The following is a 12,241-nucleotide window of genomic DNA, read 5'->3' as shown; positions in this document are numbered from 1 at the left end:
GTCTCTCCAAAGACTTTGAGGGGTCTGCCGCCACCGAGCTTGCTTGGCTGCTCGTCGCCCATCTGAGGCTTCTAACTCGCCGCTTGGCCCGACCTTGAAGAGGTCTACGCTTTTTGAGTCAGGCTCTCAGGATGAGGACGGAGTGCGCGGCAGCAGTTTCAACGGGCACTGACGCTGATTAGCCTCATCCTGAGGAGGCGCGTCAGCGCCGTCTCGAAGGACGAGGCGTGCGCAAACCGCCGCCACAAGTCATATGCGATGGCCCTTCCCGCTTGCGGGGGAGGGTCGGGGAGAGATGTATCCGAAATCGAGAACCCCCAAGAGGAGGGAAGCCCTCACCCCTACCCTCTCCCGCAAGCGGGAGAGGGAGCGCACCGGCCCCTTGACAACATCCGAGTTCAATCAAGAGCCCGCTCCTCACGCCGGCTTCAGCGAGGCCAGTGCGTTCTCCAGCAGCGAGCGGACGCGCGCGGCATCGCCCGACTTCACCACGGCGGGATCGAGATAGAGCTCGAGCCCCGGCGCGCGCTCGGTGATGATGCCGCTGTTCGCCGCGGCAGAGTCGTTCAGCGCGTCCACGGTATAGGGGATCACCTCGCGGCTGATGCCCTTCATCGTGATCGCCGGCAGCGCATGCGCGCGGACGATGTCGCTGACGAGCGCAAAGGTCTCGTAGCTCAGCACGATGCCGCCGGGCTCGGCGATCGATTGCAGGCGCGCGGCGAGGTTCGCCTCCGCACCGATGATGGTGTAGTCCATGCGGTCGGCGCTGCCGAAATTGCCGACATTGCAATAGCCGGAGTTGATGCCCATGCGCGAGCGAAACGGCTGCTCGATGCCCGACGCCCGCCATTTCGCGTTCAGCTCCGCAAGCCGCTGCTGCATGCGCCAGGCCATCTGCAGGCAGGCCTGCGCATCGGCCCGGTCGCCCTTGGTCTCGGGGTCGCCGAAGAAGATCAGCATGGCGTCGCCGATGAACTTGTCGATGGTGCCGCCATAGTCGTGGGCGATCGCCGACATCTCCGTGAAATATTCGTTGAGGAGCTGGGTCAGCTGCTCCGGCTGCAGCCGCTCGGCGGTGGCGGTGAAGTTCTGAATGTCGGAGAAGAAGATGGTGAGCTTCTTGCGCTCGGTGTGGATGGTGACGTCCTTCTGGCCCGAGAAGATGCTCTTGTAGACCTGCGGCGGGATGTAGCGCGAGATCTTCATCGACAGCGAGGCGAGGAAGTCGTTGGCGGATTCCAGCTCCTTGTTCATGTTCTTGATACGGCGCGCCTGGCGGCGCTGCAGCGAGAGGAACGCAAGCCCGCTTCCGGCGGCGATCACGAAATAGGCCAGGAGGAACTTGAACGAAAAGATGTTGGCGGCGATGGGCTGGGCGATGATCACCTCCTGGATGCCGCGGACATCCCCCACCTTCCAGTCCTTCTTCGGGCTCTCGGGGTGGCTGTTGTGGCAGCTCACGCAAGCCGGCCCCATCGTGACGGGCGCAACCAGGCGGACCTTGTCGTTGAACAGCGAGGTCTCGGTCTCCACGATCTTCTGCTCGGGATCCCGGCGCAGCGCATCGAGCGCGTCCTTCTCGAACTTGTCGAGCTGGTGCGGAGCGCGGTTCTGGAACGGGAAGTCCGAGACGAAGCGATAGGTGATGTTCTCCTGCTGGGCGCCGATCACCCGGCCGAGCTCCAACGACAACGTCGCGGGGATCGGGATCGCGCCGGGCACGGATTCGTAATTGTGCACGACCTTGGTGCTGCCGTTGGGGTTGGCGAGCACGCGCCCGACCACGTTGGAGGCGTAATAGCTGCGCACGCTCGTGATCACCGAATTGAGATCGATCGCCTGGCGCCGCAGCGCCGTCTTGCTGAGCTCGGTCAGGTCCAGCCACACCGCGACCGGCAAGGCGAGCAGGAGGAAGACGATCGCAGCACCCGTGAGGACGCCGCTCTTGCGCTGTTCTTCGGAGATCTCTTGTTTCACGTCGGGGCTCCGTTGTGTGCGATTTTGTCGCAAACCCCTCGGAATCTGCGGCAAGGAATGCGGCGGCACAGAGCCAAGAATCGCGGGCTCACGCAACCCCATTTTATGGTGGGTCGGCAGAGGAGCCTTTTCGTTTGATCACGGATGCTTAAGATCGGCGTCGAACTGCATCCGCTCCGCCGGGAGAGAGCCATGACCGAGACCGTCCGCATCAAGCGCTTCCAGGCGCGTCCCGTGATCGTGCCGATGAACCTGCCGCTCCAGACCGCGACCGGGGCGGTCGCCAAGGCGCCGCTGGTGCTGATCGACTGCGAAACCGATCAGGGCGCGGTGGGCCATTCCTATCTGTTCTCGCTCACGCCCTCGGCCTTGAAACCGCTGGCGGCGATGGTCACGGAGATGTCAGACTTGCTCACCGGCGACGAGCTGCTGCCGTTCGAGATCGAGCGAAAGCTGGGCCAGCGTTTCACGCTGCTGGGCCTCGCCGGCCTGCAGCGGCTGGCGCAATCCGGCATCGACATGGCGGCATGGGACGCGCTCGCGCGCACGCGCAGCCTGCCGCTGGCCCGCCTGCTCGGCGGCGCGCCGAAGCCGGTGCGCGCCTACAATTCGAAGGGCCTCGGCATCATGCCGGCGGGCGCCGCGGTGGAGGAAGCCCACAAGCTGCTGGCCGAGGGATTTCACGCCGCAAAGATCCGCGTCGGCCGGAGCGATGCACGGGAGGATCTCGCCGTCGTGCGCGCGGTGCGCAAGGCCGTCGGCGACGAAGTCACGCTGATGTGCGACTACAATCAGGCGCTGACGGTCACCGAAGCGATCCGCCGCGGCGAGATGCTCGACGACGAGGGCCTTAGCTGGATCGAGGAGCCGATCCGCCACGACGATTATGCCGGCTGCGCCCGCATTGCCGACGCGCTGCAGACGCCGGTCCAGATCGGCGAGAATTTTGACAGCGCGTTTTCCATGCAGGCCGCGCTCTCGGCGGAGGCCTGCGACTACGTCATGCCTGATGTCCAGCGCATCGGCGGCGTCACCGGCTGGCTGCGGGCCGCTTCGCTCGCCCATGCTGCCGGCATCGAGATGTCGTCGCACCTGTTCTCGGAAGTCAGCGCGCATCTGCTTTGCGTGACGCCGACCGCGCATTGGCTGGAATATGTCGACTGGGCCGACGCGGTGCTGGCGAGCCGGCTGCAGATCAAGGACGGCTTTGCGCTGCCGAGCGAGGATCCGGGCAATGGGATTGCGTGGGATGAGGCGGCGGTGAAAAAGTATCTGGTGGGATGATCGCGAGGTGACGGGTCTCTCGTCTCCCCATCGCAAGCACCCGATCTCCTCTCTCGTTGCGAAAGCGTGCGACACGGATTAACGATCCGCCATGACCACATGGCGCCCCCATCCCCGCATCCGCGTCGTCGCGATCGGCCTGCACTGGCGCGGCGGGCGGCTGCTGGCAGCCGAGGTGCGCGACGATGCGGGGCGGATCAAGGGCGCGCGCCCGCTCGGCGGCGAGATCGAGTTCGGCGAGAGCTGGCGCGCGGCCTTGGTGCGGGAATTCAACGAAGAGCTCGGCATCGACGTCACCATCGTGGGCGAACCGCTGGTGATGGAGAACATTTTTGTGCACGAGGGATCGACCGGACACGAGGTGATGTTCATCGCGGAGGTCGCGTTTCCCGATGACGCATTCGCCGGCCAGGAGCGCATCGACTTCCGCGAGGACAATGGAGAGCAAATCGTCGCGCGCTGGTTCGACCTTGCCGGTCTCGACGTGGAGGGCGGACCGGAGCTCTATCCGACCGGGCTGAAGGGCTTGTTGCTCGGGAGCAAACCCTCGCCGTTGATCCATAACTGACACCTCTTGCCACGGCATCGCTCGCCCCCTTGTTTGACGAATCGAGCCGATTTTGACGTGTCAACCATGTCCCCGAACACCTGTCAGTCATGTCTCCGGGCTAAACGCGCTTGTAGCGGAAGTCGCAATGGGGGGCGCCTTGCATGATCGTCTGCGTGCGCGTGAGCTTGATGTCGGGACCAAAACCTTCCGCGGTGGCAAAGTCCGCGGTGCAGATCAGGAGGAAACCGAGCTCCGGCTCGCCCAGGGCCTTGTAGAACTCGGCATAGGCGCAGCGCGTCACGTCAAAAGCGACCGCGTCATGGGTCTGCTCGATGACGTCATAAGCGAGCGCATCGTCGCGGGCATAGGTGCGGAAGGCCGACGACACGGCCTTGCCGAGATCGCTCTCGTTCTTCGCCTTCCAGAACTCCTCGCCGAAGCGGCGATAGAGATCGCCGAGCGCCTTGCGCACCAGCGCATTGGCACGCGCCTCACCGAGTTCGGCCTGCAACGCCTTGACCAACGGCACCAGCACCTGCGCCTGGATCTTTGCTTGCTCGATGACGGAGACGGTCATGGGCGGCCTCGCATGGAAGGCTGCATCGTAGCCAGGATATCGTAACCAAGATGGAGTGCAGGGTCATCCGGGACAGCGGCTGAGGAACAGTGCCTGGAATGAGATCTCGGCTTGCCGAGCCGAAGCTCGCGGCGGCAGCCCGCCTACGCCCTTTGGGCTTCGGCGCGGCATCCTTCACTCTGCTATCGCGAGCGAAGGATGGTGGGCACGACAGGGATCGAACCTGTGACCCCTACCATGTCAAGGTAGTGCTCTCCCGCTGAGCTACGTGCCCTAGAGGTCATTTCGTCGGTGGGGTCCCTATAACGGCTCAGGGGAGCGTGCGCAAGGACGGAACGCGGCCGATTTAGGCCGCCAGCATCTTGTTCACTTCGCTGACCAATTCGCGCAGATGCACCGGCTTGGACAGCACCTTGGCGTTCTTGGGGGCGTCCGAATCCGAGTTCAGGGCGACCGCGGCAAAGCCGGTGATGAACATGATCTTGATGTCAGGGTCGAGTTCCGAGGCCCGGCGGGCGAGCTCGATGCCGTCCATCTCGGGCATGACGATGTCGGTCAGCAGCATCTCGAACGGCTCTTCCCGCAGCCGCTGATAGGCGGCCATGCCGTTGTCGTGGGACGAGACCTGAAAACCGGCGTTTTCCAGCGCCTTGACCAGGAAACGGCGCATGTCGTTGTCATCTTCGGCGAGCAGGATCTTTGGCATGGCAGGAAACGTCGAATCCCCAGAGGATATCAGCAGAGGTCACTAAGCCCGACAGAGGGTAAATTTGGGGTGAAAATCTTAACCCTGCGCCGGCCCCGCCGCCGGCTCTTTGTGGACCGGAACGAGGTCTGAATCAATCGAGCCGGACCGGCGCGTCCCCGTCCCGCTGGCCGTACGGTTAAGACGTGTTCCAAGAGGCCATCACATCTTTTCGCTTGGCAGAATGGTTGCGATTCCGGACAATGACGACACATAAGAGCCGCGAGATCGGCCGAATCATTGGACCCGGAGCTTGTCCGGATCGTGCGGCACGAAGGGACGAAGCCTGAGAAGATGACCCGCTTTGACGGCGACATGTCGCCAGCCTTCGAGATCTTCGAGCCTGCCGAATGGCGCGCGCCCGTCATCTTCAACTCGCCGCATTCCGGCTCGACCTATCCTGAGGAATTCCTGGCGGCGTCGCGGATCGACCTGCCCACGCTGCGGCGGTCGGAAGACTCGTTCATGGACGAGCTGATCGGCCATCTGAGCGCACGCGGCTTTCCGACGGTGCGGGTCAACTTTCCCCGCTCCTATGTCGACGTCAACCGCGAGCCCTATGAGCTCGACCCACGCATGTTCACCGGCCGGCTGCCGAGCTTCGCCAACACCCGCTCGATGCGGGTCGCCGGCGGCCTCGGCACCATTCCGCGCGTGGTGGGCGACGGCCAGGAGATCTATCGCGACCGCCTCTTGGTCGACGACGCGCTGGGACGGATCGAGACGCTGTACAAGCCCTACCATCGCGCGCTGCGCCGGCTGATCAACAAGGTGCACCAGATGTTCGGCACGGTGGTGCTGGTCGACTGCCACTCGATGCCGTCGGTCGGCGTCAGCAGGGACGAGCCGCGCCGGCCCGACGTCGTGATCGGCGATCGCTACGGCACCAGCTGCACGCCGCTACTGCCCGATCGCGTCGAGGAGACCATGAGCGGGCTCGGCTATTCGATCGGCCGCAACAAGCCCTATGCCGGCGGCTTCATCACCGAGCATTACGGCAATCCCGCGAGCGGCCTGCACGCCGTGCAGCTCGAGCTCAACCGCGCGATCTACATGGACGAGCGGCGGCGCGAGCGCAGCGCCCGCTTTGCGCAGGTGGCCGCCGATTTCGGCGTTCTCGCCGACGTGCTGGCGACCACGATTCCGTTCGCCGACCTCGGCCCGTTCCAGGCCGCGGCGGAATAGGACCAGCTTCTCTCTCTCTCAAATCGACGAGGCCTTGCGCGCGAGTGCATTTTCGCTTCGCAAGCTTGCGCGCTCCAAATGAAAACGGCGGCGCGCAAGAAACGGGCAAGAAAAAAGGGCCGCTCGCGAATGACGCAAGCGGCCCAAGTCTAGGGAGGAAACGCCCAAGGAGGGCAGCGGTAACGCGAGGCGCTACCGCACCGCAACAATATGCGACCGCGACGCACAAAGTGCAAGGGCTTTTGCGCGGTTTCCCATGCAAATCGCACATGGCTCAGTTGCTTCTATGGAAACCCAGATTCAGTTTCTTTGATAAGGAAATTCAATGGGTTGATAGTCATTTGCATACGAACAAGGCAAGGTCGGAACTAAGATTTCAACTCCATGATCGATATTTGGCCAGCAGATGACTGGAATGGGGCAGCCCGCCTCGGCATCCAAAATACCAGGGAGCAACATCAAGACAGCGCTGCACGCGGCAGGCGAATTGAGCTAGGCAGGAGGCAAGCTCTCCAACTTCGCTTCGAGGATTTCGCCTGTGACGGTGATCGACTTCTCCGCCTTCATCGGCCGGCTCGCCACCGCCTCCGGCGAAACCATCCTGCCGTTCTTCCGCACCTCGCTGTCGATCGACGACAAGAGCAAGACCAAGGATTTCGACCCCGTGACGGAGGCCGACCGTGCCGCCGAGGCGGTGATGCGGCGGCTGATCAAGGCCAACTTCCCCCAGCACGGCATCGTCGGCGAGGAATTCGGCAACGAGCGCGAGGACGCCGACTACGTCTGGGTGCTCGACCCCATCGACGGCACCAAATCCTTCATCGGCGGCTTTCCGATCTGGGGCACGCTGATCGCGCTGTTGCACAAGGGCACGCCGGTGTTCGGCATGATGCACCAGCCGTTCATCGGCGAGCGCTTTTCCGGCGACAACGGTTCGGCCAATTATAGAGGGCCCTCGGGCGAGCGCCGGCTCCAGGTCCGCCGCTGCGCGTCGGTGTCGGAGGCCACGACCTACACCACCAGCCCCCTGCTGATGAACGAGCGCGACCGCGCCATCTTCGGCCACATCGAGAAGAGCGCGCGGCTGTCGCGCTATGGCGGCGACTGCTACTCCTATTGCATGCTTGCCGCGGGCCACGTCGACCTCGTGGTCGAGACCGAGCTGAAGCCCTATGACATCGCGGCACTGATCCCGATCGTGACCGGCGCCGGCGGCGTCGTCACCACCTGGGAAGGCAAGCCGGCCCAGGGCGGCGGCCGCATCATCGCTGCCGGGGACGCGCGGGTGCACGAGGAAGCGTTGAAGCTTTTGAACCAGTAACGACTCTCAAGCTCCGACCAAGCCGATCGAGCGCGAGAGGGAGCGCGCCGCCAGCGTGCAACCAGCTCACACCGCCTCGGCCCTGAGATGCTCCACCAGCAGCTTGGCCGGCCTTGGCAGCGCCTTGAAGCTGCGCGCGCAGATCACGAGGCGGCGGTTGGCCCAGGCGTCGCGTAGGCGGACCATGACGAGCGGCATGGTCTTGGCGCAGCGGCGGGCGGCGGCTTCGGGCACCAGCGCCACGCCGACATCGGCCGCGACCATCTGGCAGATCGCGTCGAAGTCGCGCAGGCGCGCGCGGAAATGCGGCCGCATGCCGAGCCGCGCGGCGTGCTTCGAGATGTGCATCTGGAGCGCGGTGGCGCTGGTGAGGCCGACGAAGTCGCAAGCCACCGCCTCCTGAAAGTCGATCTGGCGGCGGCCGGCGAACGGGCCGCGTTTCGACGTCACCAGCGTCAGGCGATCCTCGCTGAAGGGAAAGCGCTCGATATGCTCGGGCAGCGCGTGCTCGGCGGCGAAGCCGAGATCGGCGGCGCCTGCGGTGATCGCCGCCGCGATATCGGTGCTCTCCCGCTCCTCGATGTCGACGGCGACGTCGCGATGCTGGCGCAGGAAGCCGGCGAGCGCCTTCGGTAGATGCTCCGACAGGCCCGACGTGTTGGCAAGGAAATGCACGCTGGCGCGCACGCCGCTGGCAAAGCCGGCGAGATCGCCGCGCATGGCGTCGATCTGATGGATGACCAGCCTTGCATGATCGAGCAGGCTCTCGCCGGCCGCGGTCAACTCGACGCCGCGGCGCCCGCGCTTGAGTAGCGTGACGCCGAGCGCATCCTCGAGCCCCTTGATGCGCGCGCTGGCCGAGGCCAAAGCCAGATGTGATCGCTCCGCGCCGCGGGTGATGCTGCGCTGGTCGGCGACCGCGATGAAGAGCTGGAGATCGACGAGATCGAAGCGCATGGCGTGTGTGTCTCCTCAGCCTTCGCTTGGAGCGAAGGCTATCTCCGTAACCTCCAGATTGTGCGCCGGCGCGGCTTCGGTCAATGTGCTGGCATGATCGACCCGCTGCTCATCCTCATCGCCGCCGTGTTCCTGCTCGCCGGATTCGTCAAGGGCGTGGTCGGGCTCGGCCTGCCGACGGTGTCGATGGGGCTGCTTGCGGTGAGCATGGCGCCGAGCCGCGCCATCGCCATCGTGATCGTGCCGGCCATCATCACCAACATCTGGCAGACCTTCGTCGGCCCTTATTTGCGCGACATCCTGCGGCGGCTGTGGCCGCTGATGATCGGCACCGTGGTCGGCTGCTGGCTCAATGCCGGCGCGCTGACCGGGCCGCATGCGCGCTACGGCACGATCGTGCTCGGCGCCCTGCTCGTCGTCTACGCCGTGATCGGCCTGAACAAGTTCCACTTCCGCGTCGCGCCCGAGAACGAGAAATGGGTCGGCGGCGTGGTCGGCGTCGTCACCGGCGTGATCTCGGCCTCGACCGGCGTGCAGGTGATCCCGTCGATGCCGTTCATGCAGGCGATCGGCATGGAAAAGGACGAACTGGTGCAGGCGCTCGGGGTGTTTTTCACCACCGCGACGCTGGCGCTCGCCTTCAACCTGACCGCGGTCGGACTGCTCACGCCGGCCAATGTCGTGCCGGGCGCGATCGGACTCGCCATGGCCTTTGCCGGCATGTTCATCGGCCAATCGGTGCGGGCGCGGATGCCGGCGGAAGCGTTTCGCCGCTGGTTCCTGATCGCGATGATCCTGCTCGGCCTGTATCTGGCCGGCAGCGCGCTGGCGAAGGAATTCGCTTAAAGGAGCTACCGTGTCTCCAGCATGGCGACACGGATGCCGAGATAGATGAAGAGGCCGCCGAGCGCGCGGTTGACCCAGGCGATCGCGCCCTCGGACTTGCGCAGCCGGTGCGCGGCCCTGGCGGCGAACGCGGCGAGCACCAGGCACCACAGCGTCCCCGTAAAGATGAAGATCAGGCCGAGCGTCAGGAAGGCGAGCGGCTTGTGCGGCGCATCGGCTGCGACGAATTGCGGCAGGAAGGCGAGGAAGAACAGCGCGACCTTGGGATTGAGCGCGTTGGTGAAGACGCCCTGGAGGAAGACCCGGCGCAGCGAGCTCTGCACCGGCTCGTCCAGGTCTGAAGCCAGCGTCGGGCGCGACCACAGCATCTGAAGCCCGGTGACGACGAGATAGGCCGCGCCGACCAGCTTCAGGATGGAGAAGGCCGTCGACGAGGCCATCAGCAAAGCCGAAAGCCCGATCGCCGCGCCCGCGACATGGACGAAGCAGCCGCAACTGATGCCCAGGGCGGCAGCGGCGCCGCCCCGCCAGCCCATCTGCATGCTGCGGCCGATCACATAGACCGAATCCGGCCCCGGCGTGATGTTGAGCAGCACGCCCGACAGGATGAAAAGCCCAATCTCGTGAATGCCCAGCATGAGGGTGCCTCCGCGGCCGTCCTGGCGGTCCTGGTTCCGCTTAGTCGGTTCGCCCGTTCCCGTCCACCGCCGGGATTGCGGAGGATTTACCTCGAATTTGCAATGCGGATCATGCTTCCGCTGCGGCGCATCTGCTCTATAAAGGCGGGGTTCTTGAAATGCGGGAGTCGCGGCAACCGCCACGCTGGGGCCGGTCCCGGATTCTCGACCCAAGTCCCGTTGGAGCTCTGCGGATATGGAAAGACGTCTGGCCGCCATCGTCTGCGCCGATGTCGCCGGCTATTCGCGCATGATGGGCAGCGACGAGGCCGGCACGCATGCCGCCTTCAAGGCCCATCGCGCCGCGATCCATCCCATCATCCTCAACCACGGCGGCCGCGTCGTGAAGAACACCGGCGACGGCTTCCTGCTGGAATTCGCCTCGATCGTCGGCGCCGCCGAGGCGGCGATCGCGATGCAAACGCTGATGGCCGAACGCAACCGCCATCTGCCGGCCGACCGCGCCATGCAGTTCCGGCTCGGCATCCACATGGGCGACGTCATCGCCGACGAGGACGAGGTCTTCGGCGACGACGTCAACATCGCCGTCCGTCTGGAATCGGTGGCGAGCCCCGGCGGCTTCGCGATCTCGGCCAAGGCCTACCGGGAGGCGAGCAAGCATCTCACCGTGCCGCTGACCGATGCCGGCAACCATCGCTTCAAGAACATCAAGGACGCGATCGGGGTCTTTACCTGGACGCCCGAGGGCGCGCCCGCGCTTGCTCCCGAGCTCCGGGAGGCCTCGGCGCTGTCGCAGCAGTACCGTACCGCCATCGTCGGCGTGCTGCCCTTCGCCAATCTCAGCGACGCCCAGGACGAATATTTCTCCGACGGCCTGACCGAGGACCTGATCCACGCGCTGTCGCTGCAATCCTTCTATCGGGTGCTGAGCCGCAACTCGACCTTCGCCTTCAAGGGCAAGAACGTGGGCACCCGGCTGATCGCGCGCGAGATCGACGCCACCTATCTGATCCAGGGCTCGGTGCGCCGCGCCGGTGCCAAGATCCGCGTCACCGCCGAGCTGATTGCGCCGGAGACCGGCGAGCAGCTCTGGACCGGCCGCTACGACCGCGACATCGGCGACCTGTTCGCGATGCAGGACGAGATCACCACCAGCCTGTCCGCAGCCATCGCCACCGAGATCGTTCGCGCCGAAGCCTCCGCGCCGGCGCGGCTCTCGACCGACGTGAGCGCCTGGGACCGCTTTCTCAAGGGGCTATCGCACTACTATCGTCAAACCAAGGAGGATCTGGCTGCCGCGGTCGACCTATTCCGCGAGGCCATCCGGCTCGATCCCAAATTGTCAATCGCGCATGCCTATCTCGCCACGATCCAGATCCAGAGCATCCAGTTCGGCTGGGTCAAGGGCACGCGCGAGATGTGGGCCGAGGCGATGAACCTCGCCGAGACCAGCGTGCGGCTCGACCCGCGCTCCTCCTTCGCGTTCTCGATCCTGTCCTGGGCCCATTCGCTGGAGGGGCATCACGAGGCGGCAATGGACGCCGCCAAGCGCGCGGTCGCGCTCAACCCTTACGACAATGGCGCGCGCGGCGTGCTTGGCATCTGCCATTTCATGATCGGCGAGCATCGCGAGGCGATCGAGCTGTTCTCGATGGCGTCGCAGCGCGACAACAGCGACCCGCGCTACCAATGGGCGGCGCTGAACGCGTTCAGCCATTATTTGTTGCGCCAATATGACGCGACCCTGTCGTGGGCCCGCGAGCAGCTCTACATCAACCCGAATCACATGCAGGCGCTGGCGATCCGCGCCGCGGCGCTGGCGCAGCTCGGGCGAAGCGACGAGGCCAGCGAAGCCGTGAGCGTGCTGATGGCAAATTATCCAACGCTGAACGTCGACAGGCACTTCCGCAACTTCCACTGGAAGCGGCCCGAGGATATCGCCCATTATCGCGAGGGGCTGCTGAAGGCCGGCGTGCCACTCGGCAAGCTGACGCTGGTGCAGAGCGACGTGAAACGGGCCGCCGAATCCTGAACCAAAGGGCCGCAGGCCCGACGTGGTTCCGGTGCGAGCGCCTGCTCCTTGTTGACACGACAGTGAAATGGGCCACACTTCGTCACACGCTGAAGTAGTATATCGTGCTGTCGGTTTGTTAGGACT

The 12,241-nt window shown here is 64.9% G+C and carries 11 protein-coding genes, 1 tRNA gene and 1 pseudogene; 7 read left to right on the top strand and 6 right to left on the bottom strand.

Going from position 1 to position 12,241, the window contains the following annotated elements:
* Positions 1-98, top strand: a pseudogene (locus P0R31_RS18200) (IS5/IS1182 family transposase); the annotation flags it as partial.
* Between the two features lie 319 nt (positions 99-417).
* Here P0R31_RS18200 and P0R31_RS18195 read toward each other — a convergent pair.
* Positions 418-1,980: an adenylate/guanylate cyclase domain-containing protein gene (locus P0R31_RS18195; protein WP_275515293.1), complete on the bottom strand. Its 1,563-nt coding sequence runs from the start codon at positions 1,978-1,980 to the stop codon at positions 418-420.
* A 192-nt stretch (positions 1,981-2,172) separates the two neighbouring features.
* On the opposite strand from P0R31_RS18195, the gene P0R31_RS18190 reads away from it, so the two are divergent.
* Positions 2,173-3,264, top strand: a complete 1,092-nt coding sequence (locus tag P0R31_RS18190; protein WP_275515292.1) for an enolase C-terminal domain-like protein — start codon at positions 2,173-2,175, stop codon at positions 3,262-3,264.
* A 91-nt stretch (positions 3,265-3,355) separates the two neighbouring features.
* Positions 3,356-3,832, top strand: a complete 477-nt coding sequence (locus P0R31_RS18185) for an NUDIX hydrolase (RefSeq protein WP_275515291.1) — start codon at positions 3,356-3,358, stop codon at positions 3,830-3,832.
* Between the two features lie 100 nt (positions 3,833-3,932).
* Here P0R31_RS18185 and P0R31_RS18180 read toward each other — a convergent pair whose 3' ends face one another.
* The 3 genes from P0R31_RS18180 to cpdR all read right to left on the bottom strand — a co-directional run bounded on the left by P0R31_RS18180 (position 3,933) and on the right by cpdR (position 5,097).
* Positions 3,933-4,391: an L-2-amino-thiazoline-4-carboxylic acid hydrolase gene (locus P0R31_RS18180; protein WP_275515290.1), complete on the bottom strand. Its 459-nt coding sequence runs from the start codon at positions 4,389-4,391 to the stop codon at positions 3,933-3,935.
* Between the two features lie 199 nt (positions 4,392-4,590).
* Positions 4,591-4,665: transfer RNA gene (locus P0R31_RS18175), tRNA-Val, on the bottom strand.
* Positions 4,666-4,737: 72 nt separating this feature from the next.
* The gene (cpdR, locus tag P0R31_RS18170; protein WP_007597092.1) at positions 4,738-5,097 is read right to left on the bottom strand and encodes a cell cycle two-component system response regulator CpdR; all 360 of its coding nucleotides are present in this window, start codon (positions 5,095-5,097) and stop codon (positions 4,738-4,740) included.
* 333 nt (positions 5,098-5,430) lie between these two features.
* Here cpdR and P0R31_RS18165 point away from each other — a divergent pair, with 333 nt between their 5' ends.
* Positions 5,431-6,321, top strand: a complete 891-nt coding sequence (locus P0R31_RS18165) for an N-formylglutamate amidohydrolase (RefSeq protein WP_275515288.1) — start codon at positions 5,431-5,433, stop codon at positions 6,319-6,321.
* A gap of 538 nt (positions 6,322-6,859) precedes the next feature.
* The gene (gene hisN, locus P0R31_RS18160; RefSeq protein ID WP_275515287.1) at positions 6,860-7,642 is read left to right on the top strand and encodes a histidinol-phosphatase; all 783 of its coding nucleotides are present in this window, start codon (positions 6,860-6,862) and stop codon (positions 7,640-7,642) included.
* A gap of 66 nt (positions 7,643-7,708) precedes the next feature.
* Here the strand turns inward: hisN and P0R31_RS18155 are convergent, their stop codons facing one another.
* The gene (locus P0R31_RS18155; RefSeq protein ID WP_275515285.1) at positions 7,709-8,599 is read right to left on the bottom strand and encodes a LysR substrate-binding domain-containing protein; all 891 of its coding nucleotides are present in this window, start codon (positions 8,597-8,599) and stop codon (positions 7,709-7,711) included.
* Between the two features lie 93 nt (positions 8,600-8,692).
* On the opposite strand from P0R31_RS18155, the gene P0R31_RS18150 reads away from it, so the two are divergent.
* Complete coding sequence (locus tag P0R31_RS18150) at positions 8,693-9,445, top strand: sulfite exporter TauE/SafE family protein (RefSeq protein ID WP_275515284.1); 753 nt, start codon at positions 8,693-8,695, stop codon at positions 9,443-9,445.
* A gap of 5 nt (positions 9,446-9,450) precedes the next feature.
* Here P0R31_RS18150 and P0R31_RS18145 read toward each other — a convergent pair whose 3' ends face one another.
* Entirely contained in the window at positions 9,451-10,083 is a 633-nt protein-coding gene (locus tag P0R31_RS18145) for a LysE family translocator (protein WP_275515283.1), read from the bottom strand.
* 235 nt (positions 10,084-10,318) lie between these two features.
* On the opposite strand from P0R31_RS18145, the gene P0R31_RS18140 reads away from it, so the two are divergent.
* Positions 10,319-12,115 (top strand): adenylate/guanylate cyclase domain-containing protein, encoded by a 1,797-nt coding sequence (locus P0R31_RS18140; RefSeq protein WP_275515282.1) that lies wholly within the window; start codon positions 10,319-10,321, stop codon positions 12,113-12,115.
* The last annotated feature ends 126 nt before the right edge of the window (positions 12,116-12,241 follow it).

The organism is Bradyrhizobium yuanmingense, from assembly GCF_029167105.1.
GTDB classification, from domain to species: Bacteria; Pseudomonadota; Alphaproteobacteria; order Rhizobiales; family Xanthobacteraceae; genus Bradyrhizobium; species Bradyrhizobium yuanmingense_A.
This window is presented reverse-complemented; position numbering and strand designations above follow the sequence as displayed.